The 24,806-nt window shown below is 65.1% G+C and carries 24 protein-coding genes and 4 tRNA genes; 10 read left to right on the forward strand and 18 right to left on the reverse strand.

Annotated elements, in window-relative coordinates; genetic code table 11:
• Positions 1-6 precede the first annotated feature (6 nt).
• Positions 7-1,056 carry a DNA polymerase IV gene (dinB, locus tag ACYAF3_RS02520; RefSeq protein WP_003109930.1) on the reverse strand — a complete coding sequence of 350 codons (1,050 nt, stop codon included), beginning with the start codon at positions 1,054-1,056 and terminating at the stop codon, positions 7-9.
• Between the two features lie 146 nt (positions 1,057-1,202).
• Here dinB and ACYAF3_RS02525 point away from each other — a divergent pair.
• A tRNA-Met gene (locus ACYAF3_RS02525) sits at positions 1,203-1,279 on the forward strand.
• Positions 1,280-1,457: 178 nt separating this feature from the next.
• The gene (locus ACYAF3_RS02530; RefSeq protein WP_003086015.1) at positions 1,458-1,772 is read left to right on the forward strand and encodes a hypothetical protein; all 315 of its coding nucleotides are present in this window, start codon (positions 1,458-1,460) and stop codon (positions 1,770-1,772) included.
• 14 nt (positions 1,773-1,786) lie between these two features.
• Here the strand turns inward: ACYAF3_RS02530 and ACYAF3_RS02535 are convergent, their stop codons facing one another.
• Positions 1,787-2,146 (reverse strand): PA0921 family PhoP regulated protein, encoded by a 360-nt coding sequence (locus tag ACYAF3_RS02535; protein WP_003104747.1) that lies wholly within the window; start codon positions 2,144-2,146, stop codon positions 1,787-1,789.
• 248 nt (positions 2,147-2,394) lie between these two features.
• On the opposite strand from ACYAF3_RS02535, the gene mprF reads away from it, so the two are divergent.
• The 3 genes from mprF (at position 2,395) to ACYAF3_RS02550 (ending at position 7,034) form a co-directional block, all read left to right on the forward strand.
• Positions 2,395-5,040 carry a bifunctional lysylphosphatidylglycerol flippase/synthetase MprF gene (gene mprF / locus ACYAF3_RS02540; RefSeq protein WP_003104749.1) on the forward strand — a complete coding sequence of 882 codons (2,646 nt, stop codon included), beginning with the start codon at positions 2,395-2,397 and terminating at the stop codon, positions 5,038-5,040.
• 1 nt (position 5,041) lies between these two features.
• Complete coding sequence (locus ACYAF3_RS02545; RefSeq protein WP_003112596.1) at positions 5,042-6,325, forward strand: virulence factor family protein; 1,284 nt, start codon at positions 5,042-5,044, stop codon at positions 6,323-6,325.
• A gap of 160 nt (positions 6,326-6,485) precedes the next feature.
• The gene (locus ACYAF3_RS02550) at positions 6,486-7,034 is read left to right on the forward strand and encodes a cytochrome b (RefSeq protein WP_003454537.1); all 549 of its coding nucleotides are present in this window, start codon (positions 6,486-6,488) and stop codon (positions 7,032-7,034) included.
• A 54-nt stretch (positions 7,035-7,088) separates the two neighbouring features.
• On the opposite strand, the gene ACYAF3_RS02555 is transcribed toward ACYAF3_RS02550, so the two are convergent.
• Positions 7,089-8,993: a potassium transporter Kup gene (locus tag ACYAF3_RS02555; protein ID WP_003104754.1), complete on the reverse strand. Its 1,905-nt coding sequence runs from the start codon at positions 8,991-8,993 to the stop codon at positions 7,089-7,091.
• Between the two features lie 246 nt (positions 8,994-9,239).
• Between ACYAF3_RS02555 and rimO the strand changes: the two genes are divergently transcribed.
• From rimO to ACYAF3_RS02570, 3 genes are all read left to right on the forward strand, one after another.
• Complete coding sequence (gene rimO, locus ACYAF3_RS02560; protein WP_003086001.1) at positions 9,240-10,562, forward strand: 30S ribosomal protein S12 methylthiotransferase RimO; 1,323 nt, start codon at positions 9,240-9,242, stop codon at positions 10,560-10,562.
• A gap of 61 nt (positions 10,563-10,623) precedes the next feature.
• Positions 10,624-11,085, forward strand: coding sequence for a YehS family protein (locus tag ACYAF3_RS02565; protein ID WP_003085999.1), 462 nt, complete (start codon positions 10,624-10,626; stop codon positions 11,083-11,085).
• Positions 11,078-11,470: a hypothetical protein gene (locus ACYAF3_RS02570; protein ID WP_031755608.1), complete on the forward strand. Its 393-nt coding sequence runs from the start codon at positions 11,078-11,080 to the stop codon at positions 11,468-11,470. The genes ACYAF3_RS02565 and ACYAF3_RS02570 overlap by 8 nt, the downstream gene beginning before the upstream one ends.
• 49 nt (positions 11,471-11,519) lie before the next feature.
• Here the strand turns inward: ACYAF3_RS02570 and mgtE are convergent, their stop codons facing one another.
• Positions 11,520-12,968 (reverse strand): magnesium transporter, encoded by a 1,449-nt coding sequence (gene mgtE, locus ACYAF3_RS02575; RefSeq protein ID WP_003085996.1) that lies wholly within the window; start codon positions 12,966-12,968, stop codon positions 11,520-11,522.
• 326 nt (positions 12,969-13,294) lie between these two features.
• On the opposite strand from mgtE, the gene ACYAF3_RS02580 reads away from it, so the two are divergent.
• On the forward strand, positions 13,295-13,810 hold the full coding sequence (locus ACYAF3_RS02580) for a DUF4124 domain-containing protein (protein WP_031755610.1): 516 nt from the start codon (positions 13,295-13,297) through the stop codon (positions 13,808-13,810).
• Between the two features lie 45 nt (positions 13,811-13,855).
• Here the strand turns inward: ACYAF3_RS02580 and ACYAF3_RS02585 are convergent, their stop codons facing one another.
• The 5 genes from ACYAF3_RS02585 to ACYAF3_RS02605 form a co-directional block, all read right to left on the reverse strand.
• Positions 13,856-14,341 carry a hypothetical protein gene (locus ACYAF3_RS02585; RefSeq protein WP_031755612.1) on the reverse strand — a complete coding sequence of 162 codons (486 nt, stop codon included), beginning with the start codon at positions 14,339-14,341 and terminating at the stop codon, positions 13,856-13,858.
• A 52-nt stretch (positions 14,342-14,393) separates the two neighbouring features.
• Entirely contained in the window at positions 14,394-14,897 is a 504-nt protein-coding gene (locus ACYAF3_RS02590) for a phage neck terminator protein (RefSeq protein ID WP_003145589.1), read from the reverse strand.
• Positions 14,898-14,988: 91 nt separating this feature from the next.
• Positions 14,989-15,264, reverse strand: coding sequence for a phage holin family protein (locus tag ACYAF3_RS02595; RefSeq protein WP_003085989.1), 276 nt, complete (start codon positions 15,262-15,264; stop codon positions 14,989-14,991).
• Positions 15,257-15,631, reverse strand: coding sequence for a phage holin family protein (locus ACYAF3_RS02600; protein WP_003104765.1), 375 nt, complete (start codon positions 15,629-15,631; stop codon positions 15,257-15,259). Before ACYAF3_RS02600 ends, ACYAF3_RS02595 begins: the two co-directional genes overlap by 8 nt.
• A gap of 164 nt (positions 15,632-15,795) precedes the next feature.
• The gene (locus ACYAF3_RS02605; protein ID WP_003159664.1) at positions 15,796-16,326 is read right to left on the reverse strand and encodes a hypothetical protein; all 531 of its coding nucleotides are present in this window, start codon (positions 16,324-16,326) and stop codon (positions 15,796-15,798) included.
• A 170-nt stretch (positions 16,327-16,496) separates the two neighbouring features.
• Between ACYAF3_RS02605 and alpR the strand changes: the two genes are divergently transcribed.
• Complete coding sequence (gene alpR / locus ACYAF3_RS02610) at positions 16,497-17,210, forward strand: transcriptional regulator AlpR (protein WP_003085982.1); 714 nt, start codon at positions 16,497-16,499, stop codon at positions 17,208-17,210.
• Positions 17,211-17,307: 97 nt separating this feature from the next.
• Here the strand turns inward: alpR and ACYAF3_RS02615 are convergent.
• The 9 genes from ACYAF3_RS02615 to ACYAF3_RS02655 form a co-directional block, all read right to left on the reverse strand.
• Positions 17,308-17,384: transfer RNA gene (locus ACYAF3_RS02615), tRNA-Arg, on the reverse strand.
• Positions 17,385-17,495: 111 nt separating this feature from the next.
• Positions 17,496-17,572, reverse strand: a tRNA-Arg gene (locus ACYAF3_RS02620).
• Positions 17,573-17,689: 117 nt separating this feature from the next.
• Positions 17,690-17,780 (reverse strand) — tRNA-Ser (locus ACYAF3_RS02625).
• A gap of 61 nt (positions 17,781-17,841) precedes the next feature.
• The gene (gene csrA / locus ACYAF3_RS02630; RefSeq protein WP_003085981.1) at positions 17,842-18,027 is read right to left on the reverse strand and encodes a carbon storage regulator CsrA; all 186 of its coding nucleotides are present in this window, start codon (positions 18,025-18,027) and stop codon (positions 17,842-17,844) included.
• A gap of 184 nt (positions 18,028-18,211) precedes the next feature.
• Positions 18,212-19,450: an aspartate kinase gene (locus ACYAF3_RS02635; RefSeq protein ID WP_003085971.1), complete on the reverse strand. Its 1,239-nt coding sequence runs from the start codon at positions 19,448-19,450 to the stop codon at positions 18,212-18,214.
• A gap of 147 nt (positions 19,451-19,597) precedes the next feature.
• Positions 19,598-22,222 carry an alanine--tRNA ligase gene (gene alaS, locus ACYAF3_RS02640; protein ID WP_003112602.1) on the reverse strand — a complete coding sequence of 875 codons (2,625 nt, stop codon included), beginning with the start codon at positions 22,220-22,222 and terminating at the stop codon, positions 19,598-19,600.
• A gap of 121 nt (positions 22,223-22,343) precedes the next feature.
• Complete coding sequence (gene ltaE, locus ACYAF3_RS02645) at positions 22,344-23,348, reverse strand: low-specificity L-threonine aldolase (protein WP_003112603.1); 1,005 nt, start codon at positions 23,346-23,348, stop codon at positions 22,344-22,346.
• Between the two features lie 144 nt (positions 23,349-23,492).
• Complete coding sequence (gene astE, locus ACYAF3_RS02650) at positions 23,493-24,491, reverse strand: succinylglutamate desuccinylase (protein WP_003112605.1); 999 nt, start codon at positions 24,489-24,491, stop codon at positions 23,493-23,495.
• Between the two features lie 13 nt (positions 24,492-24,504).
• On the reverse strand, positions 24,505-24,795 hold the full coding sequence (locus ACYAF3_RS02655; protein WP_003085959.1) for a hypothetical protein: 291 nt from the start codon (positions 24,793-24,795) through the stop codon (positions 24,505-24,507).
• Between the last annotated feature and the right edge of the window lie 11 nt (positions 24,796-24,806).

Below are 24,806 nucleotides of genomic sequence, written 5' to 3' on the forward strand. Positions count from 1 at the left end.
GGAGCATCAGAACAACCTGAGTTGTTCGTGGGCGCCCTGCAGGTCGAGCAGGCGCACGCCGACGCCTATCAGGCGCACCGGACGATTGCCACGGGCAAAGGCCTGGCCGAGCAATTGCCGGTAGCTCTCCAGGTCGCGCCCGGCGCCGGACTGTTCCACCGTGGTCTGGGTGAAATCGTGAAACTTCAGTTTCACGAACGGCTTGTCCGGCCGATAACTGCCATCCAGGCGTTGCAGGCGTCCGTCCAGCTCCCCGAGCAGGGTCGGCAGTTCCTCCAGGCAAGCCGCCAGGTCCGGCAGGTCGCGATCGAAGGTACATTCGACGCTCACCGACTGGCGCCGGCTGTCGACTTCCACCGGTCGCTCGTCGATACCATGGGCCAGTCCCCACAGGCGTTCGCCGAAGCTGCCGAACTCGCGCACCAGGCTCAGCTTGCTGCCCTGGCGCAGGTCGGCGCAGGTGCGGATGCCCATCCGCGCCAGGCGCTCCGCCGTGACCTTGCCGACGCCATGCAACTTGGCCACCGGCAACTCGGCGACGAACCCGTCGACCTGCTCCGGGGTAATCACGAACAGCCCGTCCGGCTTGCGCCAGTCGCTGGCGATCTTGGCCAGGAACTTGTTCGGCGCGACGCCCGCCGAAACGGTGATGTGCAGCTCCTCGGCCACCCGGCGGCGGATGTCCTGGGCGATCCGCGTGGCGCTACCGGCGAAATGCGGCGAAGCGCTGACGTCCAGGTAGGCCTCGTCCAGCGAAAGCGGCTCGATCAGATCGGTATAATCGCGGAAGATCGCATGGATCTGCTTCGACACCGCCCGGTAGACATCGAAACGCGGGCGCACCACCAGCAGATCGGGACACAGCTTGAGCGCCGTGCGCATGGCCATCGCCGAGCGCACGCCATAGGCTCGCGCCTCGTAGCTGCAAGTGGCGACCACTCCGCGCTTGTCCGGCGAACCGCCAACCGCCAGCGCCTTGCCGCGCAGGCTGGGGTCGTCGCGCATCTCGAGGGCGGCGTAGAAACAGTCGCAGTCTATATGGATGATTTTCCGCACCGGAATCTCGCTACAAGCCCCGCCGGGCCTGCCCCGGAGCGCTGAATTCTAACATTGGGCAAGCGCTAAGCATTTGAAGAAAAAACACTTTTTTCGAAAAATCGATTGACAGCCCGACGAGAGTCCGTAGAATGCGCCCACACAGACGCGGGATGGAGCAGTCTGGTAGCTCGTCGGGCTCATAACCCGAAGGTCGTTGGTTCAAATCCAGCTCCCGCAACCACATTCGAAAAGCCCCGGCACTAGCGATAGCGCCGGGGCTTTTTGCATTCCGCCCCTCCTGCTCCACTGCATCGCCTCGCCCTCCGTTCGCTCGCATCATCGCACATTTAACTGTATATTCGTACAGCCAGCTCAGCCTTCGATGAATGCTCGGTAACGGATACGGAAAGGACAGACAGATGCTGAACGTCGAACAATTGAAGCGCAGCGTGAACCGGATGGAACTCGACGACATCCGCCAGGCAGTGGACGAACTGCAGATGGACGGCCTGGTCACCGACGGCAAGACGCCGTTCACCCGCGTGCACTTCAACACCTGCTTCGCCGAGATCGAGGCGCTGTTCCAGCGCGCCGGCTTCCACCGGCCGCTCGATGTGGTCGGCTACCAGGGCGAGATCTATGCGTTGTACGACCCCTCTCGCTGGGAGGCCGTGGAAGTGCTGCGCTGGTTGAAGGAATACCGCGAGGAATCGCGTCACCTGACTCCGGCGTGAGCGCAACGCCTGCGTCAGCGCAACTCGTGTGCCAGGCGCGCGCAGGCCATCCCCACGACCAGCATCACCAGCGGACCGAAGGCCCGCATGGAGATCCGCGCAAGGCTCCAGGACTCTTTCGCAGCGAACAGGCTGGCCGGATTCACCGAATAGACCAGCAGGGAACCGCAGAACAGCCCCAGGCCCAGCAGGCCCAGGCGGCGCAACCAACCGTCGTGGCGGAGCAACACCACCAGCAGGGCGCCGTACAACAGGCAATCGACCCGCGCCACCGAGTCCTTGACCTGCAACGACTGTTCCCAATCCCCCAGCCACCATCCAGCGGCCACGCCCAGCACGACTCCGGCGCCGACATGAATGCCCGCCTGGATCATCGTCACCCTTCCCCCCTCGGAAATGGTCGGACAGTGCAAGCCGCCACTATGCCCACGGCAAGCTGAACCATCGCTGAACGAATACCAGCAAATGGCCTTCGGCCACTTCGCCGACGCAACTCCTGCAAAACCCGACGGTCTTCTCCCTGTGACAGGACGCCGCCCCGCACAGAAAAAATCTGCTGCGACCACTTGGGAACTCGCCCGAGAGGCCATACTCTGTCGCGCAAATTCCCATGAGGTGGCTGATGCGCACCGACGCTCCCGTTCCAGAACATCCCGCTCCACCCAGCTCTCCCGCGTCCCCACAACGCATCCGGCTGATCGATCGGATTACCGCCTACCGCCAGCCCATCGGCCTGGTCTTCACCTTGCTGCTGTTCGGCCTGGCGCTGGTGGCCTGCTACCACCTGCTACGGGAGATCGATCCCGGCGCCCTCCACGATGCCATCGCCGACGTGCCCAGGCCGGCGCTGCTCGGCGCCCTGGGCGCGACCGCCCTCGGCTTCGTCATCCTGCTCGGCTACGAGTGGTCGGCCAGCCGCTTCGCTGGCGTCACGCTGCCCATGCGCAGCCTGGCCACCGGCGGCTTCAGCGCCTTCGCCATCGGCAATGCGGTAGGCCTGTCGCTGCTTTCCGGCGGCTCCGTACGCTACCGACTGTATTCCCGGCATGGCATCGGCGCTGCCGAAATAGCCCGGATGACGCTATTTGCCAGCCTTTCCCTGGGCTGCGCACTGCCGGTGCTGGCGGCACTCGCCGCACTCTGCGACCTCGACGATGCGGCGTCGGCGCTGCACCTGCCCCGCGCCCTGGTCGCCGTCATCGCGATCGCCGTCCTGTCGCTGGCTGTCGGCCTGGTGGCGTTCCTGGCCCGGCACCGTCTGCCGGGAGAACGGCCGTCCCCCGACAGCCTGCTGGTCCGCCTCGGCCGCCGCAGCCTGCGCCTGCCAGGCCTGCGCCTATCGCTGCTGCAACTGCTGATCACCGCCCTCGACGTCGCCGCCGCCGCTACCGTCCTTTATCTGTTGCTGCCGGAAACCCCACCCTTCGCGGCGTTCCTGCTGGTCTACCTGCTCGCCCTGGCCGCCGGCGTGCTCAGCCACGTACCGGGCGGAGTCGGGGTGTTCGAGGCGGTGCTGCTGGCCGCGTTCGCCGGCCAACTGGGCGCCGCGCCGCTGGCCGCGGCCCTGCTCTTGTACCGCTTGATTTATGTGGTACTGCCACTGCTGCTGGCCTGCCTTTTGTTGCTGTTCCTCGAAGCGCGCCGGTTGTGGGTGACGCGCCAGGCGATCCGCGTCGCCTCGGGTTTCGCCGCACCGATCCTGGCGATCCTGGTCTTCCTCTCCGGTGTCGTGCTGCTGTTTTCCGGCGCCACACCGGCGATCGACACCCGCCTGGAACACCTCGGTTTCCTCATTCCACATCGCCTGATCGATGCCTCGCACCTGGTCGCCAGCCTGATCGGCGTGCTCTGCCTCCTGCTCGCGCAGGGTTTGCGCCGACGGCTGTCGGCCGCCTGGGCCCTGACCCTGGTGCTGTTGCTGGTGGGCGCCCTGCTTTCGCTGCTGAAAGGCTTCGACTGGGAAGAAGCCAGCCTGCTGAGCCTGACCGCCGCGCTGCTCGCCATGTTCCGCCGCTCCTTCTACCGTCCCAGCCGGCTGATGGAAGTACCCTTCTCGCCGCTTTACGTAGGCGCCAGCATCTGCGTGGTCGGCGCCTCGGTCTGGCTGCTGCTGTTCGCCAACCAGGACGTGCATTACAGCAACCAGCTCTGGTGGCAGTTCGCCCTGGACGCCGACGCCCCGCGCGCCCTGCGCGCCGCCCTCGGCAGTTGCCTGCTGCTCCTGGCCCTGGCCCTTGGCTGGCTGCTGCGCGCGGCACCGCCGGCGATCCGCGAGCCGAACGCGGAAGAGCTGCAGCGCGCGGCGCGGATCATCCGCCACTCGGACCAGCCGGATGGCGGCCTGGCCCTGACCGGCGACAAGGCCCTGCTCTTCCATGAGAGCGACGACGCTTTCCTCATGTACGCCCGCCGCGGTCGCAGCATGATAGCCCTGTACGACCCGATCGGCCCGGCCATGCAGCGCGCCGAACTGATCTGGCAATTCCGCGACCTCTGCGACCTGCACCATGCCCGCCCGGTGTTCTACCAGGTGCGTGCCGAGAACCTGCCGTTCTACATGGACATTGGCCTGACCGCCCTCAAGCTCGGCGAAGAAGCGCGAGTCGACCTGCTGCGCTTCGACCTGGAGAACAAGGGCAAGGAAATGAAAGACCTGCGCTACACCTGGAACCGCGGCCAGCGCGACGGCCTGGCCCTGGAGTTCCATGAACCGGGCCAGGCTCCGCTGGACGAGCTGAAGGCGATATCGGACGCCTGGCTGGGCGGCAAGCAGGTGCGCGAGAAAGGCTTCTCCCTGGGCCGCTTCACCCCGGCGTACCTGAACTTCTTCCGCATCGCCATCGTCCGCCACCAGGGCAAGCCGGTGGCCTTCGCCAACCTGCTGGAAACCGACAGCCGCGAACTGGCGAGCCTCGACCTGATGCGCGTGCACCCGGACGCGCCGAAGCTGACCATGGAGTTCCTCATGCTCGGCCTCATCCTCCACTACAAGGCCCAGGGCCACGCGCGCTTCAGCCTCGGCATGGTGCCGCTGGCCGGGCTCCAGCCAAGGCGCGGCGCGCCGTTGACCCAGCGCCTGGGCGCGCTGGTCTTCCGGCGGGGCGAACAGTTCTACAATTTCCAGGGGCTGCGACGCTTCAAGGACAAGTTCCAGCCCGACTGGGAACCCCGCTACCTGGCCGTGCCAGCCGGGCTCGACCCGCTGGTGGCCCTGGCCGATACCGCCGCGCTGATCGCCGGCGGCCTGACTGGATTGGTGAAACGCTGATATGTCTGTCGTGAAACGTCACTGGCGCCGTTTTCTGGTCGCCGCCCTGGTGCTGATCGTTGGTGCCGCCCTGCTGCTCTGGAGCCGACCGGCGGCCCAGGCGAAACTGGAAGCCCTGGACCTCGACGACGGCGGCCACGCCACCCTTGCCGAACCCGGCGAGAAGCCGCGCTCGCGGGTGGTGGTGATCGCCGCCCCCGAACAGCAACTGAACGACGCCCAGATGCTGAACCTGGCTCACGACAGCGCCGCCCGGGTGATCCAGTACTTCCCTCCGGAAAACGGCGATTGCAGGGCGCAGCAGTCCCGGCTCGAAGCGGTCATTGCCCGCCTCGGCGGCAAGCCGAACCTGGTCGCCGGCATCGGCCCAGGCTCGACCACCGCCTGGCGCTGGCTCGCCAGCCAGGACGACGACAAGGCCAAGGCGCTCTCGGTCGGCTTCGACATTGCCCTGGCCGAGCGCGACTGCGACGCCCCGCTGCCGCACCAGGCGTCGCACGGCCAGTGGCTGCTGGCCTGGAACGACAACCCGGACGACGACACCGCAGTCTTCGTCCGCAAGCAGTCGAGCGCGGAAACCAGCATCAGCGACTACGACACCCCGCTGTCCGACGTGCTCGCCCATCAGTTGCGCCTGCAACTGCAAGGCAACGCCGAGGCCCTGCCGGTACTCGAGGTCCCCGCGGCGCAACCCTCGGACATCGTCACCCTGTTCTACTCCGGCGACGGCGGCTGGCGCGACCTGGACAAGGACTCTGCCGAGCATATGGCCAGCATGGGCTACCCGGTGGTCGGCATCGACACCCTGCGCTACTACTGGCAACACAAGAGCCCGGAACAGAGCGCCGCCGACCTCTCCAAGCTGATGCAACACTACCGCGAGAAGTGGGGCGCGAAACGTTTCGTCCTGGCCGGCTACTCGTTCGGCGCTGACATCCTGCCGGCGATCTACAACCGCCTGCCCGGAAAGGACCAGCAGCAAGTGAAAGCCATGCTGCTGCTGGCGCTGGCGCGGACCGGCAGCTTCGAGATCGAAGTGGAAGGCTGGCTGGGCAAGGCCGGCGAGGAAGCCGCCACCGGCCCGGAAATGGCCAGGTTGCCGGCAGCCAAGGTGTTCTGCATCTATGGCGCCGAAGAAAAGGACGAAAGCGGCTGTACCCAATCCCAGGCCGTCGGCGAGAAGCTCGAACTGCCGGGCGGCCACCACTTCGACGAGGACTACCTGTCCCTGGCGAAGAAGATGCTCCAGGCCATCCGCGACCGCGAGAACGCTCCCGACGCCTGATCGCGATCAAGCTCTCCCCGCTCCGCCCTTCTTGTCCCCGGCCGGCGCCAGCTAGACTGAGCCTGCCGGGGGCATTCAGGCTGGCTTCAGCGGAGCCGCCGAGAATACCGGCCGACCCGCCGCAGAGCGGGCTCCCGAGAGCCGAAGAGAAGGAACCGTGATGAGCTGGAAAAACACCGAATCCCGTTATGGGAGCCTGACCATTGTCCTGCACTGGCTGACCCTGCTGCTGATCGCCGGGGTCTACGCCTGTATCGAACTGAAGGGCAATTTCCCCAAGGGCAGCGAAACCCGCGAACTGCTCAAGCAATGGCACTTCATGCTTGGCCTGAGCGTTTTCCTGCTGGTCTGGTTGCGCCTGCTGGTGCGCCTGGCCACCCCTACCCCGCGCATAGAGCCCGCCATCCCCGCCTGGCAGGCGACGCTGGCCAGGCTGATGCACTACGCCCTCTACCTGATGATGATCGGCCTGCCCTTCGCCGGCTGGCTGATCCTCAGCGCCGCCGGCAAGCCGATACCGTTCTTCGGCCTGGAGCTACCGCCGCTGGTCGACAAGAACCCCGACCTCGCCGGGCAAATCAAGGAATGGCACGAAACCATCGGCAACGCCGGTTATTTCCTGATCGGCCTGCACGCCGCCGCGGCGCTCTTCCATCACTTCGTCAGCCGCGACAACACCCTGGTACGGATGCTGCCGCAACGGCGCTGAGAAACGCGCAAAAAAACGCGCCCAATCGGGCGCGCTTTTTTGCAGCGGAGCGGATCAGATCTCGACCTGGGTTCCCAACTCGATCACCCGGTTGAGCGGCAGGTTGAAATAGCGCAGGTTGCCGTTGGCGTTCTTCAGCAGGAAGGCGAACAACCCCTCGCGCCAGCGCGCCATGCCGATGCGCTTGGATGGAATCACCGTCTCCCGGCTGAGGAAGTAGGTGGTGCGCATCGGGCTGAAGTCCAGTTCGTTGAGATGGCACAGGCGCAAGGCAGCCGGGATGTCTGGCTCTTCCATGAAGCCGAAGTGCAGGATCACCCGGAAGAACCCGTCGCCATAGGCCTCGACCTCGAAACGGCGATCCGGCGAAACCCGTGGGCTGTCTTCGTTGACCACGGTGAGCAGCACCACCTGCTCGTGCAGCACCTGGTTGTGCAACAGGTTGTGCAGCAGCGCGTGAGGCACCGCGTCGGTACGCGCGGTAAGGAACACCGCGGTCCCCTGGACCCGGTGCGGCGGCTGCACGCGCATGCTGGAAATGAACACCGAGAGCGGCAGCGAGCCCTCGTCGAGACGCTCCACCAGCAGTTGGCGGCCACGCTTCCAGGTGGACATCAGGATGAAGATGACGATACCCGCGATGACCGGGAAGGCGCCGCCCTGGATCACCTTGGGCAGGTTGGCGGCGAAGAACAGGCTGTCCACCGCGAGCATCACGCAGAAGAACGGGACGCCCAGCCACAGCGGCCATTTCCACAGGCGCCAGATCACCACGCCCATCAGCAGGGTGGTGATCAGCATGGTTCCGGTCACCGCCACGCCGTAGGCAGCCGCCAGCGACGCCGAGGACTCGAAGCCGAGCACCAGCAGGACCACGCCGACCATCAGCGCCCAATTCACCCCGCCGATGTAGATCTGCCCCTGCTCGTGGCTGGAAGTGTGCTGGATGGTCATCCGCGGCACGTAGCCGAGCTGGATGGCCTGGCGGGTCAGGGAGAAGGCGCCGGAGATCACCGCCTGGGAGGCGATCACCGTGGCCAGGGTGGACAGCGCCACCATCGGCAGCAGCGCCCAGCCCGGCGCCAGCAGGTAGAAGGGGTTGCGCGCCGCCTCGGCGTTGGAAAGGATGGTCGCGCCCTGGCCGAAGTAGTTCAGCACCAGCGCCGGCAGCACCAGCAGGAACCAGGCACGGGCGATCGGCTTGCGACCGAAGTGGCCCATGTCGGCGTACAGCGCCTCGGCGCCGGTCAGCGCCAGTACGGTGGCGCCGAGGATGGCGACACCGATGCCGGGATGCGAGCTGAAGAAACGCACGGCCCATACAGGGTTCATCGCCTGCAGCACTTCCGGCTGCTGGATCACCCCGTAGACGCCCAGCGCCGCCAGGGCGCCGAACCAGAGCACCATGACCGGGCCGAACAGGATGCCGATCCGCGCGGTGCCGTGCTTCTGGATCAGGAACAGGCCGATCAGCACGATAAGCGCCAGCGGTACCGTCCAGTGCTCCAGGCCGTCGAAGGCGATCTCCAGCCCTTCTACCGCCGACAGTACCGAGATCGCCGGGGTGATCATGCTGTCGCCGTAGAACAGCGCCGCGCCGATCAGGCCGGCAACCACCACGAAGGTCTGCAGCCTGCCGAACGGCGCCGCCGCCCGGCGCGCCAGGGCCGACAGCGCCATCACCCCGCCCTCGCCCTGGTTGTCGGCACGCAGGACGAAGATCACGTACTTGATGGAAACGACCCAGACCAGCGACCAGAAGATCAGCGAGAGCACGCCAAGGACGCCATCGTGGTTGGCCTGCACCCCGTAGCCGCCGATGAAGACCTCTTTCAGGGTATACAAGGGACTGGTGCCGATATCCCCATAGCAGACTCCAACCGCCCCGACCATCAGGCCGATGGCAGAGCTGGAATGCCCCTCCGACGTCTCCTCGGCACGCGTCGCTGCATCACTCATGAAACGCTTTCCCCCGGAAAAATTCGGCAAATGCTGCGCCCATGCCGTCCGCGATGCAAGCGCCGAGGCCACGGACTGCTATGACTATAGAAGGCCGGGGAGCCGATTGCCGAGCGCCCGCGGTGAGTTTTTCCAGGGCCGGAAAAGAGCTGCACGGGAGACTGGAAAAGCCGCGGCGCTGCCGCTAGAATTGCGCACTTTTTGATCAGAGGCGCCAGCAAGCGCGCCCGCCTACCGAGGTTAGCCATGTCCACCCCCACTCCCAAAGTCGGCTTCGTCAGTCTTGGATGCCCCAAGGCGCTGGTCGACTCCGAGCGCATCCTCACCCAGCTGCGCATGGAAGGCTATGAGGTCGTTCCGACCTACGAAGACGCCGACGTCGTGGTGGTCAACACCTGCGGTTTCATCGACAGCGCCAAGGCCGAGTCCCTGGAAGTGATCGGCGAAGCCATCGCCGAGAACGGCAAGGTCATCGTCACCGGCTGCATGGGCGTGGAAGAGCACGCGATCCGCGACGTCCATCCCAGCGTCCTGGCGGTCACCGGCCCGCAACAGTACGAGCAGGTGGTTACCGCGGTGCACGAAGTGGTGCCGCCGAAGACCGAACACAACCCGCTGGTCGACCTGGTCCCGCCGCAAGGCGTCAAGCTGACCCCGCGCCACTACGCCTACCTGAAGATTTCCGAAGGCTGCAACCACAGCTGCAGCTTCTGCATCATCCCGTCCATGCGCGGCAAGCTGGTCAGCCGGCCGGTCGGCGACGTGCTGAGCGAGGCCGAGCGCCTGGTCAAGGCCGGGGTCAAGGAACTCCTGGTGATTTCCCAGGACACCAGCGCCTACGGCGTGGACCTGAAGTACAAGACCGACTTCTGGAACGGCCAGCCGGTCAAGACCCGCATGAAGGAACTCTGCGAGGCGCTGAGCAGCATGGGCGTGTGGGTTCGCCTGCACTACGTCTACCCGTACCCCAACGTCGACGACGTGATCCCGCTGATGGCCGCCGGCAAGCTCCTGCCGTACCTCGACATCCCCTTCCAGCACGCCAGCCCGAAGGTGCTCAAGGCCATGAAGCGCCCGGCCTTCGAGGACAAGACCCTGGCCCGGATCAAGCAGTGGCGCGAGATCTGCCCGGAACTGACCATCCGCTCGACCTTCATCGTCGGCTTCCCGGGCGAAACCGAAGAAGACTTCCAGTACCTGCTCGACTGGCTGACGGAAGCCCAGCTCGACCGCGTCGGCTGCTTCCAGTACTCCCCCGTCGAAGGCGCTCCGGCCAACGAGCTGGGCCTGGAGCCGGTGCCGGACGAGGTCAAGCAGGACCGCTGGGAACGCTTCATGGCCCACCAGCAGGCGATTTCCGCCGCTCGCCTGCAGCTCAAGGTGGGCAAGGAAATCGAAGTGCTGATCGACGAAGTCGACGAACAGGGCGCGGTCGGCCGCTCCTGGGCCGACGCTCCGGAAATCGACGGCAACGTGTTCGTCGACAGCGACGAGCTGAAACCGGGCGACAAGGTCCGCGTGCGCATCACCGATGCCGACGAGTACGACCTCTGGGCCGAGCTGGTCTGAGCCCCCCTGAAGAGCCCCGCCCCGCGGGGCTTTTTCATCGCCAACCGTTCCGGAGAGCACGATGCTCAACAACGACGTACTACGCAGCCTGCGCTACCTGCTGGATCTTCCCGATGCACATCTGGCCGAACTGGCCGCCCCGTTCGGCGAGCAAGTCGAAGCGGACCTGCTCGAGGCTTACCTGAAGAAGGAAGACGAAGACGGCTTCCAGGCCTGCCCCGACCGCTACCTGGCGCGCTGCCTGGACGGACTGATCATCCAGCGCCGCGGACGCGACGAGTCGCGTCCGCTACCGCCGCTGGAGCTGCCGTTGAGCAACAACATGATCCTGAAGAAGCTGCGGGTCGCCTTCGAACTCAAGGAGGAAGACCTCCATGCCATCCTCGCCAGCGTCGACTTCCCGGTCTCCAAACCCGAGCTGAGCGCCCTGTTTCGCAAGCCCGGCCACAGCAACTACCGGACCTGCGGCGACCAGTTGCTGCGCAACTTCCTCAAGGGCCTGACCCTGCGCGTCCGTGGCTGAACGAGCGGAGCCGCTGCTGGCGGTTCTGCTCCAGGCGCCGCCCTGCGTCGCCCCCTGGTTCCTGGAGTGCCGCCAGGATCGCGCCGGCCTCACCATCCTCGTCCGCGACCTCGCCAACCAGCGCACCTGGCGCGTCGAGTTCGTCGAAGTCGAAGGCCTGCGCCAGCTCGACGCTGCCGACCTGCTGGAATTCTGGCCAGCCTGCGCGGCATCCGAGGGTTGGCTGTACCGGGTCGAGCAAGGCGGCTGGCTGGACCAGGAATGCCGTCGCGAGGGCTTCGTCGCCCGCGAGACCAAGGCCGTCGACGAGTATTTCGTCAATGGCGGCGATCGCTGCCTGAGCGTGCTGTCCTGGTCGCCACCGAAGGTTTCCCCGCTGATCTGACCGCCATGAAAAAAGCCGCCCGTGGGCGGCTTCTCGCGTGGCGCTCCGGCTACATCAGGAAGATCGTCGCCAGGCCGAGGAAGATGAAGAAACCGCCGCTGTCGGTCATCGCAGTGATCATCACGCTGGAGCCCATCGCCGGATCGCGTCCGAAACGATGCAGGGTCATCGGGATCAGCACTCCCATCATCGCCGCCAGCAGCAGGTTCAGGGTCATCGCGGCGGTCATCACCACGCCCAGTTCCCAGTTGCCGTAAAGATAGAAGGCCACCACGCCGATCACTCCGCCCCACGCCAGGCCGTTAACCAGCGCGACGCCAAGCTCCTTGCGCAGCAGGCGGTTGCGACTGTTGCTGGTCGGCTGTACCTGGTCGAGCGCGATGGCGCGGACGATCATGGTGATGGTCTGGTTGCCGGAATTGCCACCGATGCCGGCAACGATCGGCATCAGCGCGGCCAGCGCCACCAGTTTCTCGATGGAGCCTTCGAACAGACCGATCACCCGCGAGGCGACGAAGGCGGTGATCAGGTTGGTGGCCAGCCAGGCCCAGCGGTTGCGCACCGACTTCCAGACCGAGGCGAAGATGTCTTCTTCTTCACGCAGACCGGCCATGTTGAGGACTTCGCTTTCGCTTTCCTCACGGATCAGGTCGACCATCTCGTCGATGGTCAGACGACCGATCAGCTTGCCGCCCTTGTCCACCACCGGCGCGGAAATCAGGTCGTAACGCTCGAATGCCTGGGCGGCGTCGTAGCCGTCCTCGTCCGGGTGGAAGGTCACCGGGTCAGTGGCCATCACTTCCAGCACTTGCTTGTCCGGATCGTTGACCAGCAGGCGCTTGATCGGCAGCACGCCCTTGAGCACGCCGTCGTAGTCGACCACGAACAGTTTGTCGGTATGCCCGGGCAGTTCCTTCAGGCGGCGCAGGTAGCGCAGCACCACTTCCAGGCTGACGTCCTCGCGGATGGTGACCATCTCGAAGTCCATCAGCGCGCCGACCTGGTCCTCCTCGTAGGACAGCGCCGAACGCACTCGCTCGCGCTGCTGCGCGTCGAGGCTTTCCATCAGTTCATGGACCACGTCGCGCGGCAGTTCCGGTGCCAGGTCGGCGAGTTCGTCGGCGTCCAGGTCCTTGGTCGCGGCGATGATCTCGTGGTCGTCCATGTCCGCGATCAGGGTTTCCCGGACCGCGTCGGAGACTTCGAGGAGGATGTCGCCGTCGTCCTCGGACTTGACCAGTTGCCAGACCGTCAGGCGGTCGTCCAGCGGCAGCGATTCGAGGATGTGGGCGATGTCGGCGGGGTGCAGTTCCTCCAGCTTGCGCTGGAGTTCTACGAGATTCTGCCGGTGGACGAGGTTTTCCACCCGGTCATGGTGCTGGCCTTCCTGACGATGGGTCAGGTCTTCCACCACCTTGTGGCGATGCAGCAGCTCGACCACCTGCGCTAGGCGGTCCTGCAGGCTTTCCTGCGGCTTCTTGGCTTCTACTTCGGTCATAGCGCGCTCCACCCCCAGTAGCGGAGCACGCCAAAGGGGTCAATCAGAAACGTGATTGGTCAAACGGGAAACTGTTCGAGTTTCTACTGGGTAAGTCCATGGGGGTGTTCCAAGGGCCCTCTCGGGGCAGATACGGATAATGATAACACTCCGCTTGCGTTTTGCGCGTTACAAAATGGCGGCAAGAACAAGCGCTTGCGGCACAAAGTTCATCGTCACTCGACGCCTGACTGCGACGCCGGAAATTTCACTCAGGACACTCGGCCCCGCGGAAAAAGGCAACGCGTTAGCCTGCACTCACCCTTATCCGACCCGGAGTGCCGCCCATGCGTTCCCTGTCCCTCCTTCTCCTCCTCTCGCTGGCATCCACCTGCGAGGCCGCTGCGGTATTCCGCTGCGAAGACGCCAGCGGCCATGTCAGCTTCACCCAACTCGGTTGCCCCGCCGGGCAGGCCGGCGAGACCGTCGTGGCGGACAACCCGCCGCCGGGAGGCAGGAGCGTCACGCCGAGGGCCGAGACGAAGACGAAAAAGGCGTCCATCGGCCGGAAAAGCGTGCCGCTCGCGGTGATCGGAGAAAGAGAAGATCGCTGCGGCAGACGCCTGGACGAGAAGGAACGCCGCAAGGCGATCGTGGAGCAGCGGATAATGGCGGGAATGACCCGCTCCGATGTGGAGCGGGCGCTGGGCAAGCCGGACCGGGTCAGCGGGAACAATGCGGAGGTGCGTTATCAGTACAAGGCCGACAAGCGACGGGGAGCGAGAAGCGTGAGCTTCGATCAGGAGGGATGTGTGAAGGGAAAGAGAAGGTACCGGGTGGAGCGAGTCGATCCCGGGAGCTAAGGCCGGGCCGTCCTCATACCGATGAAAGCAGGACCGGCATCGCCCTTAGCGTGCCGGGCAGGGTGTCGCCCTGCCTGCATGGAAAAGACGGACGACAGTCTTCAGCAACCTACCGCCTGCCCGCCGTGCACGCCTCTGGCTGGCGGTTATGGTCAGGCTCAATCCTCTTTCTGCGGTTCGCCGGGCAACAACGCGCGTGATGAACAGACCGCGATACAGGTGGAATCCCGTTTGCACGTCCACCGTTTCGGAAGCGCCTTGCAGTGAAGTCAAGGCAGCGATGCCCTTGCGCACACGGCACTCGTTCAACGCGCGGCTGCCTCCCTCCATCGGCAGCAAGGAGGGCAACGGCTCGCCAGCGGGCGCATGGTCGACAATGCTGCCGACGATGGTGATGAGCTTGTCGCCGCGCGCGCTGACGGCAGCCTCTTGCCCCGTCTCGACGACACTCCCGGCAGCCTGCGCGAGGTTTTCGGAAATCACCGCATCCAGGCGAACGATGCCGACGCGACGACTGATCAACATGACCATGGATCTCTCCTCTATGTATGGATGGCATCGCTACGATGCATCGCAACGACCTCTAGTAAGCCGTTCCACCCGTCCCCCCGGAGGCCTGCCCGGAAGCGGTGCGCTCGAGGTCGACGAGCAGCACGTGTTCGTGAGCGAGAACAAGGTCGAAACGAGCCTGTCCCAGCGCCTGGCCATCCTGCACGACGGACAGGTTTTCGATGGGCGTCAGGCGCAGCAGGCTGGCCTTCAGCACGCGCAGGCGCTCGCCGGCATTGCCTGACTGCAGCAGGCAGCGGGCATCCTGCAGGTACTGGTGCGCCTCGGGACCATGCCAGGTCAGGCGAAAGATGCTCTCGCAACTGGCCAGCAGGGACTCCTGCTCGCCACTGGCGGAAAACTCCCGCCGCACCTTGCCAAGCAGGCTCGAGGACTCCAGGCGCAAGGTCATGAAGGGGATGGCCGGCGGGGCCAGCAGTTGATCGGCATCGATGACGCTGCCGGCGGGCAGGCCGAACAACTGCCGCAACGTTTCGCGCAGGGCGGCGTGATCCAGGCGCACGGTTGCACTGGACATGTCGAACTCCTTTTTCAGGATGGATGGATGACGGACAGGCACCGACGCGGCGGATACAACCGCCGGCCAGGCCGGAGCGAAGTACGTTCGTTCAATGCAGGCGCAGGACCCGCGCCAGGTTGCCGCGCGCCTGCAACAGCAGGACCAGCAGCACCAGCAGTACCCCGAGCATCCACGGCGAGAGGTGCTCGGCACGATACAACCCGGCCACTATTCCCAGCGCCTGGCAGCCGGTGCACAACGCCAGCAGGTAGGCGCACAGGGAAACGCCGGGGCGGAAACGCGCGCCGGCGCGGCGATAGGTGATCAGGCGCATGCAGATCGCCGAGCAGACCAGCACGGTCAGGGTGGACAGCGGATCAACCATCGGACTTGCCTCCCCGGCGGCGCAACAGCCCGCGCATCCAGCTGGGCAGTTCGCCGCCACGCATCCACTCGAGCATGCCGATGCCGCCGGTCACGCAGAGGGTCGCGGCGACGAAGGCGGCCATGCCGCTGGTCTGGGTCAATCCGCGGCCGAGCGCCTCGATTCCGGCGTAATAGCCGCCGACCCAGGACACCAGCAGGTAGCCGAGGCGGGTCAGGGCGTTGTAGTCACGGGCGAACACGACAAAGAAGATGGCGCCGCCGAAGCCTCCCAGCAAGGCGTTGCCATCGATACCCGGCAGGTACATGGCCAGGCCGACGCCAGCCATTGCGCTGGCGGCGGAGGCCGCAGAGCTTGGCTCGGACATGGATGACTCCCGGAAATGCAAAGGCCCGCCGAAAAGGCGGGCCCGGAACGGCCGAAGCCCGCATCGGCGGGCTTCGGCCAGAGGAATTTCAATCGTGGAGAATTTATACCTTTATCGTCCCATAGCGTCAATATGGGAAAACCCGTTTTCATACAGAAATTTTTTTAGCGCTCGCCCACGATCCCCACCTCCGCCATCGGCTCCTCCAGCCGCTGCAAGGCCTGGCGCAGCAAAGCGACGACCCGCTCGCGCCATTCCTTGTCCCAGCGATGCAGGGTGCTCTTCGACAGCCCGCTGAGTCGCTCGATCTCGCGGATGCTCGACGGCGGACGACGGAACATGCGCATCAGCAAGGCCAGGGTTGCCCGCTGCTCGATCAGGTCGGCCCCGGGCTTCAGCCAGTCGCGCAAAGCCGCCAGGCCAAGGACGAAATCCCGCCCGCGGGCGAACTCGGCCCGCACCACCGCCAGCTCCAGTGGGTGCGCAGCCAGCTGGCGCTGGGCGAAACGCACGGTCATCACCGCCTGGGCCTGCCATTCGTGCGGACTCAAACCGCTGGGCAGGTGTTCGATGAAGCTGCGATCGAAGCGCTCGCGCAGGCCATCGATCACCATCGCCGTCGACGACTTCGGTCCCGGCTGGTGCTCGAACATCCAGTAGGCCACGGCCAGCGCCTGCTCGGTACTTTGAAACATGGTATTCCCTCCTTGGCCGGCCCACCTGGCTGGCCGCTCGCATTAGCCACCCGCAGTGGCTGTGTTGGGCCGCCGTCCTACCCGAGGCGAGTAGGAAAGCGCTGAAATTATGGTAATACCCATATACGGAGGCTTGCAATGCCACAGGCACACCCTTAGTCTTGCCCCCTATGGAACTCAAAGATCGCATCAAGGCGGCGCGCAAGCACGCCCATCTCAGCCAGGTCCAGCTTGCCCAGGCGGTAGGCATGACCCAGACCTCCATTTCCGATCTGGAGCGCGGCAAGTCCCGCGCCACCAGCTTCGTCGCGCAGATCGCCGGCGCCTGCGGCGTCAACCCCCTGTGGCTGGCGGAAGGTCGCGGCGAGATGCTCGCCGAGCGCGGCCAGGCGAATGCAGGCCCCAATGCCAGTTGGCTTGGCGCAGTAGAGTCATGGGACGACGAAACGCCCCTGGATGCCGACGAGATCGAACTGCCCTTCTACAAGGAGATCGAGCTGTCCGGCGGCAAGGGCAGCACGGTGATCCTGCAGACCGGCGGGCGCAAGCTGCGCTTCGGCAAGTACACCCTGCGCAAGAAGAACATCGATCCGGCCAGTGCAGCCTGCGTCACGGTCAGCGGCAACAGCATGGAGCCGGTGCTGCCGGACGGCAGCACGGTAGGCGTGGACACTAGCGCGCGGACGATCAAGGACGGCGACATGTACGCCTTCGACCACGACGGCCAACTGCGCGTGAAACTGCTTTACCGCCTTCCAGGCGGCGGCCTGCGCATTCGCAGCTTCAACAGTGACGAGCATCCGGACGAGCGCTACGAGCCCCAGGAAGCCGCCGAGCACATCAACGTGATCGGCCGGGTGTTCTGGTACTCGGTGCTGGTCTGACCCCTTCCCGCCCCGCCTGACGACGGGGCCGCGTTCCGGCGGAAGAAAAATCCCGGGCAAAGAAAAAGGGCCTGCATTGCTGCAGGCCCTTTCGGTATGGCGCACTCAGGAGGATTCGAACCTCCGACCGCTCGGTTCGTAGCCGAGTACTCTATCCAGCTGAGCTATGAGTGCGTGTCGGTGCTTTTTCCGGCCACCTGCCGGTAACGCTTGTTTTACCGTGAAAGACCGCAACTGTCGATCCTTCGCTCGCCGAGCCCCTGACGAGAGGAACCCTTCGAAATATGGCGCACTCAGGAGGATTCGAACCTCCGACCGCTCGGTTCGTAGCCGAGTACTCTATCCAGCTGAGCTATGAGTGCGTCGTGGGGGCGCATTATAGATTGTGGATTTTATCCGTCAAGCGATTTTTTCAATCAAATCAGTAACTTAGTTACCAAGATGGCTTTCGCCGCCTGAATCAACCTCTAACACTTGAATGGCGGAGAGGGGGGGATTCGAACCCCCGACACCCTTTTGAGGTGTACTCCCTTAGCAGGGGAGCGCCTTCGGCCACTCGGCCACCTCTCCGCAACACGGGGCGCATGATACCCATCTTTACCCCGTTTGCAAAGGGAAAATTAGATAAAAATTAATGGTTTGGCTCTTGATCTTTCTCTTTCTGGATGCGCTGGTAAATTTCCTCCCGGTGTACGGCGACTTCCTTCGGCGCGTTGACGCCGATGCGCACCTGGTTCCCTTTGACACCCAGTACCGTCACGGTGACGTCGTCACCTACCATCAGGGTCTCTCCGACCCGACGAGTCAGAATCAGCATTCCTTTCTCCTCACGCGAATATTTCAGGACAACAGTCTGCAAAAAAGAAATGGCGGCGGATCCGCAGAAATCAAGAGCGCGATCCTTCACCCAGTATTGACCAGTCCCGCCGGAATGAAAGTTCCTGCCAAACGGTCAAAAACGACAAAAGGCGCGGGGTTGCCGCGCCTTTCGCCTGTCAGCGTCACTCACCCTGTCGCGCCGGCGCGTCGAGCTCGAACGCCGTGTGCAGAGCACGTACCGCCAGTTCCAGGTACTTCTCTTCGATCACCACGGAAACCTTGATTTCCGAGGTGGAGATCATCTGGATGTTGATGCTTTCCTTGGCCAGCGCTTCGAACATGCGGCTGGCCACGCCGGCGTGCGAACGCATGCCGACGCCGACGATGGAAACCTTGGCGATGTTGGTGTCGCCGATGGCTTCGCGCGCGCCGATGTTGGCGGCGGTCTGCTTGAGGATTTCCAGGGCGTTCAGGTAATCGTTGCGATGCACCGTGAAGGTGAAGTCGGTGGTGTTATCGTGCGCCACGTTCTGCACGATCATGTCGACTTCCACATTGGCGGCACTGATCGGCCCGAGGATCTTGAAGGCCACGCCGGGGGTATCGGGTACGCCACGGATGGTCAGCTTGGCTTCGTCGCGGTTGAAGGCGATGCCGGAGATGATCGGCTGTTCCATGGATTCCTCTTCATCATCGATAGTAATGAGGGTGCCCGGACCCTCCTGGAAGCTGTGCAGCACGCGCAGCGGAACGTTGTACTTGCCGGCGAACTCGACCGCCCGGATCTGCAGCACCTTGGAACCGAGGCTGGCCATTTCCAGCATTTCCTCGAAGGTGATCTTGTCCAGCCGACGGGCCTGCGGCACTACGCGCGGATCGGTGGTGTAGACGCCGTCGACGTCGGTGTAGATCTGGCATTCGTCGGCCTTCAACGCCGCCGCCAGGGCCACCCCGGTGGTATCGGAACCGCCGCGGCCCAGCGTGGTGATGTTGCCGTTGCCGTCGACGCCCTGGAAACCGGCGACCACCACTACCCTGCCGGCCTTGAGGTCGGCGCGGATGTGGGTGTCGTCGATGTGCAGGATGCGCGCCTTGGTGTGCGCGCTGTCGGTGAGGATACGCACCTGGTTGCCGGTATAGGAGACCGCCGGCACGCCGCGCTTGATCAGGGCCATGCTGAGCAGGGCGATGGTCACCTGCTCTCCGGTCGAGACCATGACGTCCAGTTCGCGCGGAACCGGCTGCTCCATGATCTGGTTGGCCAGGCCGATTAGACGGTTGGTCTCCCCGCTCATGGCGGATACCACCACGACGACGTCATCGCCCGCTTCGCGGAATTTCTTCACCTTCTCGGCCACCTGCTCGATACGCTCGACGGTGCCGACGGAGGTCCCTCCAAACTTCTGTACGATCAAAGCCATTTCAAACCGCCTGATTCCGTGAAGGGCGCCCTTTTGAACCTGCCACATTCTTTCGCTACCCGGACTGGCGGGGCGCACCGCCGGCCGGGCATCAAGGGGCGCTGGCCGCCCGGCCCCGCGTCGCTCTGGCGCGGGGCCGGCATGGCATCAGAGCCCTTGCTCGACGAAGCGCTGGGCCAGGGCCAGGGCCTCGTCCAATTTCGCTGCATCGGTGCCGCCGCCCTGGGCCATATCCGGGCGTCCGCCACCTTTGCCACCAACTGCCGCCGCGGCTTGCTTCATAAGCTCGCCGGCCTTCAGTTGGCCGGTCAGGTCCTGGGTCACGCCTGCGACCAGTACGACCTTCCCGTCCAGCTCGCCGCCGAGCAGGATCACTGCGCGGCCGAGCTTGTTCTTCAACTGGTCGACCAGCGCCAGCAGCGCCTTGCCGTCCAGACCATCGAGGCGCGCGGCGAGTACCTTCGCGCCCTTGATTTCCACCGCCGCCGCCGAAAGGTCGTCGCCGGCCGCGCTGGCAGCCTTGGCCTTGAGCTGTTCCAGCTCCTTCTCCAGCGAGCGGTTGCGCTCCAGCAGGGCGCCGAGCTTGTCCAGCAGGTTGTCGCGGCTGCCCTTGACCAGGCTGGCGGCTTCCTTGAGCTGCTCCTCGGCACCGTTCAGGTAGGCCAGCGCCGCCGCGCCGGTGACCGCCTCGATACGGCGTACGCCGGCAGCCACGCCACCCTCGCTGGTGATCTTGAACAGGCCGATGTCGCCGGTGCGGGATACGTGGGTGCCACCGCACAGCTCGACGGAGAAATCGCCGCCCATGCTCAGTACGCGCACCTGGTCGCCGTACTTCTCGCCGAACAGCGCCATGGCGCCCTTGGCCTTGGCGGTGTCGATATCGGTTTCCTCGGTCTCGACCTCGGTGTTGCGACGGATTTCGGCGTTGACGATATCCTCCAGGGCCTTCAGTTGTTCCGCCTTGATCGCCTCGAAGTGGCTGAAGTCGAAACGCAGGCGCTGGCTGTCCACCAGCGAGCCCTTCTGTTGTACGTGGTCGCCCAGTACCTGGCGCAGCGCGGCATGCAGCAGGTGGGTCGCGGAGTGGTTGAGCGCGGTGGCCTGGCGTACCGAGGCGTCGACCTCGGCCTTGACCGCGCCGCCGACGCTCAGGTTGCCCCGGGCGACCACGCCATGGTGCAGGTGCGCGCCGCCAGCCTTGGTGGTATCGCGCACGTCGAAGCGCACGCCAGCCGCCTCGAGGTAGCCACTGTCGCCGACCTGGCCGCCGGACTCGGCGTAGAACGGCGTCTGGTCGAGGACCACGACGCCCTCCTCGCCCTCCTCCAGGCGCTCGACGGCCTGGCCGTCCCTGAACAGCGCGACGATCTGCCCGGCGCCGGAGACGCCCTGATAGCCGAGGAAGCGGGTCTCGCCGTCGACCTTGACCAGGCTGTTGTAGTCCATGCCGAAGGCGCTGGAAGCGCGGGCGCGCTCGCGCTGGGCCTCCATCTCGCGCTCGAAGCCGTCCTCGTCGATGGTCAGCTCGCGCTCGCGGGCGATGTCATTGGTCAGGTCGACCGGGAAGCCATAGGTGTCGTACAGCTTGAACACCACGTTGCCGGGAATCACGCTGCCCTGCAGTTCGGCGAGGTCCTGTTCGAGGATCTTCAGGCCTTGCTCCAGGGTCTTGGCGAACTGTTCTTCCTCGGTCTTCAGCACGCGCTCGATGTGTGCCTGCTGTTGCTTCAGCTCGGGGAAGGCATCGCCCATCTCGGCGACCAGCGCTGCGACGATCTTGTGGAAGAAGGTGCCCCTGGCGCCCAGCTTGTTGCCGTGGCGGCAGGCGCGGCGGATGATCCGCCGCAAGACGTAGCCGCGACCCTCGTTGGACGGCAGTACGCCGTCGGCGATCAGGAAGCTGCAGGAACGGATGTGGTCGGCTACCACCTTCAGCGACGGCGCGTCGTCGTTGGCGCAGCCGATGGCCTCGGCGGAGGCTTTCAGCAGGTTCTGGAACAGGTCGATCTCATAGTTCGAGTGCACGTGCTGGAGTACCGCGCTGACGCGCTCCAGGCCCATGCCGGTGTCCACGCTCGGCGCCGGCAGCGGGTGCATGACGCCGTCCGCGGTGCGGTTGAACTGCATGAACACGTTGTTCCAGATCTCGATGTAGCGGTCGCCGTCCTCTTCCGGCGAACCGGGCGGGCCGCCCCAGATCTCCGGCCCATGGTCGAAGAAGATCTCGGTGCAGGGACCGCAGGGTCCGGTATCGCCCATCGCCCAGAAGTTGTCGGACGCATAGGGCGCGCCCTTGTTGTCGCCGATCCGCACCATACGCTCGGCGGGCACGCCGACTTCCTTGGTCCAGATGTCGTAGGCCTCGTCGTCGGTGGCGTAGACGGTGACCCAGAGCTTTTCCTTGGGCAGGTTCAGCCATTTCTCGCCGGTGAGGAACTCCCAGGCGTAATGGATGGCGTCGCGCTTGAAATAGTCGCCGAAGCTGAAGTTACCCAGCATTTCGAAGAAGGTGTGGTGCCGCGCGGTGTAGCCGACGTTTTCCAGGTCGTTGTGCTTGCCGCCGGCGCGCACGCATTTCTGGCTGGTGGTCGCACGGGTGTAGGCGCGCTTTTCCAGGCCGAGGAAGCAGTCCTTGAACTGGTTCATGCCCGCGTTGGTGAACAGCAGGGTCGGATCGTTCGCCGGGATCAGCGAACTGGAAGCGACACGGGTGTGTCCCTTCTCTTCGAAGAAGCGGAGGAAGGCTTCACGGATTTCAGCGCTTTTCATAGGTTCTTCCACGGAAAATTGGCGGCCACGAATCGCCGGCAAAGGGCCGCATTATATCGGCCCTTGGGCAAGGTTGTAGTGTATTTGCGCGATAGTTATTGCCTATTGCCGACCTTTTCGCTTATGAGCGACGAAAGGCCGCGAAGGCATCCAGTACTTGTCCTATGGACTCGGCGGAAACGTCCAGGTGGGTGACCAGGCGCAAACGCGCCGCCGCGCTGATCCGCACCCCGCGCTCGGCGAGGAAGTCGCGCAGCGCGACCGCCCGCTCGCCGACATCGACATAGACCATGTTGGTCTGCACCGGCTCCACCGCATAGCCCAGTTCGCGCAGCCCGTCGCCCAGGCGCGCGGCGTTGGCGTGGTCGTCGGCCAGGCGTGCCACCTGGTGGTCGAGGGCGTACAGGCCGGCAGCCGCCAACAGGCCGGCCTGGCGCATTCCGCCGCCGACCATCTTGCGCCAGCGACGGGCCTTGCCGATCAGTTCGACGCTGCCGCAAAGCACCGAGCCCACCGGCGCACCGAGGCCCTTGGACAGGCACACCGACACCGAGTCGAAGTGTCGGGTGATCTCGCTGGCGTCTACGCCCAGCTTCACCGCCGCGTTGTACAGGCGCGCGCCATCCAGGTGCAGGGCCAGGCCACGCGCGCGAGTGAAGGCGCGCGCCGCGGCCAGGTAGTCGAGCGGCAGCACCTTGCCCTGCATGGTGTTTTCCAGGGCCAGCAGGCGGGTCCTGGCGAAGTGGAAATCGTCGGCCTTGATCGCCGCCGCGACCTTGTCCAGGTGGAGCGATCCGTCGGCCTCGCCGTCGATCGGCTGCGGCTGGATCGAGCCCAGCACCGCGGCACCGCCGCCCTCGTATTTGTAGGTATGCGCCTGCTGGCCGACGATGTATTCGTCGCCGCGCTCGCAGTGGGCCATCAATCCGAGCAGGTTGCTCATGGTCCCGGTCGGTACGAAGAGCGCCGCGGCGAAGCCCAGGCGCGCCGCCAGTTCGGCCTCCAGGCGGTTGACCGTGGGGTCCTCGCCATAGACGTCGTCGCCCAGTTCGGCCGCGGCCATGGCTTCGCGCATGCCGGCGGTGGGCTGGGTGACGGTGTCGCTGCGCAGGTCGATGACAGGCACGGAGGGCTCCTCGGTTCGGCGGAAAAGCCCGATCCTACGGCGCTCTACCGACAGCCACAAGGGAAGTCGGGAAATCTTCCCGGCCGCAACGGAAACGGAGCGCCGAAGCGCTCCGTCATGTTCGAGAGGGAAGGCCGATACGCCTCAGAGCTTGGCCGGCACCACCAGGATTCCGGCACGCAGGCCGTTCTTCACCCGTGGATTGGGGAAGATGATGCGCGCGCCGACCTCGTCCACCACCCAGCGCGTGCCGCCGATATCCTCGGCCAGCAGGTAGCCCGGCGAGAGTTCGGTGAAGTTGGCCACGTCGTCGTCGAGGTGCAGGCGGAAGTGGTCGCTGTGCTTGATCACCTCGCGCGACACGCTGAACAGCTTGAGGCCGTCGAGCCGGGAGCCGTCCGGCTGTTCCTCGCTGCCGTCGATCAGCAGCTCCAGGCTCCGCTCCAGGCGCTCCAGGTTGACCTCCTGGTTCTCTCCGAACGGACGTGCCTTGCCCAGTTCCAGGGTAAAGGCCTCGGCGCCGAGCTGGCCGTAGGTGTAGGCGCTGAAGGTGATGCCCGGCTTGTTCTGCAACAGCACCGCCTCGATGCCGGCGTCGCGCAGGCGGGCCAGTTCGCTGCGGGAATGCTGGCGGCCCTCGGCCCAGGGGTAGAGGGCGAACTGCTCGATCTTCGAGCCGCGGATCGCGGTATGCAGGTCGTAGTGCAGGTGGACTCGCTCGGTCTTGCTGAAGAACACCTGGGCCAGGCGCTCCAGCTCGGCGGCACGGAAGGCCTCGTTGCCACTGCCCTCCTCGTGGCGACCGTTGAACAGGCGGTTCATGTCCTGTTCGACGTAGCGCTCGCCGCGGCGGATGGCTTCGGGGTTGCCGAACAGGAAGAGGACCCTGGCGGCAGGCTTGAGGGTGCCAGCGGCGACCTTGCGGATCAGCCGTTCGAGCAGTTCGATGGGCGCGGTCTCGTTGCCATGGATACCGGCCGAGAGCAACAGGTCGACGCCGTTGTCGCGGGCGCCGATCGGCGTGACTTCCAGCGCGCCCTCGGCCAGCCAGTGCAGGCGGGTGCCGTCGGCGGTGAGCTGGATCTTCTCGGTCGGCTCGCGGCCGGCCAGGGTCAAGTCGAGCAGTTTGCCGAGGGCGAGCATGGGATGTCCTCAGTCAGTGGGTGTGGTCGCAGCCGCAGTCGGGGCCGTGCTCGTGGTCGTCGCCCTCTTCGATCGGCTCCATCTCCAGTTGCAGGCTGACCAGATTGGTCGCCATCGGCCGCAGCAGCAGGTTGGTGTATTCGGTATCGCCGTCTTCGACGTCGACGCCGATCAGCAACTGGCCGTTGCCGGCTTGCTGGACCCACACTTCCTTGCCCTGCCAGACCACGGCGAAACGGGTGCAGGAAGTTTCCAGCTGGGTGCCGTCGGTATCTTCGAGGATCAGTTGCAGGCTATCGGACATGGTGGCGAGGC

The sequence above is a fragment of the Pseudomonas sp. TZ252 genome (genome assembly GCF_056110345.1).

What these genes read in the sequence shown, in the direction of transcription:
- ACYAF3_RS02530 (WP_003086015.1), top strand. Translation starts at nt 1,458, where the DNA reads ATGCTGAACGTCGAACAATTGAAGCGCAGCGTGAACCGGATGGAACTC.
- ACYAF3_RS02535 (WP_003104747.1), bottom strand. Translation starts at nt 2,146, where the DNA reads ATGATCCAGGCGGGCATTCATGTCGGCGCCGGAGTCGTGCTGGGCGTG.
- mprF (WP_003104749.1), top strand. Translation starts at nt 2,395, where the DNA reads ATGCGCACCGACGCTCCCGTTCCAGAACATCCCGCTCCACCCAGCTCT.
- ACYAF3_RS02545 (WP_003112596.1), top strand. Translation starts at nt 5,042, where the DNA reads ATGTCTGTCGTGAAACGTCACTGGCGCCGTTTTCTGGTCGCCGCCCTG.
- ACYAF3_RS02550 (WP_003454537.1), top strand. Translation starts at nt 6,486, where the DNA reads ATGAGCTGGAAAAACACCGAATCCCGTTATGGGAGCCTGACCATTGTC.
- ACYAF3_RS02555 (WP_003104754.1), bottom strand. Translation starts at nt 8,993, where the DNA reads ATGAGTGATGCAGCGACGCGTGCCGAGGAGACGTCGGAGGGGCATTCC.
- rimO (WP_003086001.1), top strand. Translation starts at nt 9,240, where the DNA reads ATGTCCACCCCCACTCCCAAAGTCGGCTTCGTCAGTCTTGGATGCCCC.
- ACYAF3_RS02565 (WP_003085999.1), top strand. Translation starts at nt 10,624, where the DNA reads ATGCTCAACAACGACGTACTACGCAGCCTGCGCTACCTGCTGGATCTT.
- mgtE (WP_003085996.1), bottom strand. Translation starts at nt 12,968, where the DNA reads ATGACCGAAGTAGAAGCCAAGAAGCCGCAGGAAAGCCTGCAGGACCGC.
- ACYAF3_RS02580 (WP_031755610.1), top strand. Translation starts at nt 13,295, where the DNA reads ATGCGTTCCCTGTCCCTCCTTCTCCTCCTCTCGCTGGCATCCACCTGC.
- ACYAF3_RS02585 (WP_031755612.1), bottom strand. Translation starts at nt 14,341, where the DNA reads ATGGTCATGTTGATCAGTCGTCGCGTCGGCATCGTTCGCCTGGATGCG.
- ACYAF3_RS02590 (WP_003145589.1), bottom strand. Translation starts at nt 14,897, where the DNA reads ATGTCCAGTGCAACCGTGCGCCTGGATCACGCCGCCCTGCGCGAAACG.
- ACYAF3_RS02595 (WP_003085989.1), bottom strand. Translation starts at nt 15,264, where the DNA reads ATGGTTGATCCGCTGTCCACCCTGACCGTGCTGGTCTGCTCGGCGATC.
- ACYAF3_RS02600 (WP_003104765.1), bottom strand. Translation starts at nt 15,631, where the DNA reads ATGTCCGAGCCAAGCTCTGCGGCCTCCGCCGCCAGCGCAATGGCTGGC.
- ACYAF3_RS02605 (WP_003159664.1), bottom strand. Translation starts at nt 16,326, where the DNA reads ATGTTTCAAAGTACCGAGCAGGCGCTGGCCGTGGCCTACTGGATGTTC.
- alpR (WP_003085982.1), top strand. Translation starts at nt 16,497, where the DNA reads ATGGAACTCAAAGATCGCATCAAGGCGGCGCGCAAGCACGCCCATCTC.
- csrA (WP_003085981.1), bottom strand. Translation starts at nt 18,027, where the DNA reads ATGCTGATTCTGACTCGTCGGGTCGGAGAGACCCTGATGGTAGGTGAC.
- ACYAF3_RS02635 (WP_003085971.1), bottom strand. Translation starts at nt 19,450, where the DNA reads ATGGCTTTGATCGTACAGAAGTTTGGAGGGACCTCCGTCGGCACCGTC.
- alaS (WP_003112602.1), bottom strand. Translation starts at nt 22,222, where the DNA reads ATGAAAAGCGCTGAAATCCGTGAAGCCTTCCTCCGCTTCTTCGAAGAG.
- astE (WP_003112605.1), bottom strand. Translation starts at nt 24,491, where the DNA reads ATGCTCGCCCTCGGCAAACTGCTCGACTTGACCCTGGCCGGCCGCGAG.
- ACYAF3_RS02655 (WP_003085959.1), bottom strand. Translation starts at nt 24,795, where the DNA reads ATGTCCGATAGCCTGCAACTGATCCTCGAAGATACCGACGGCACCCAG.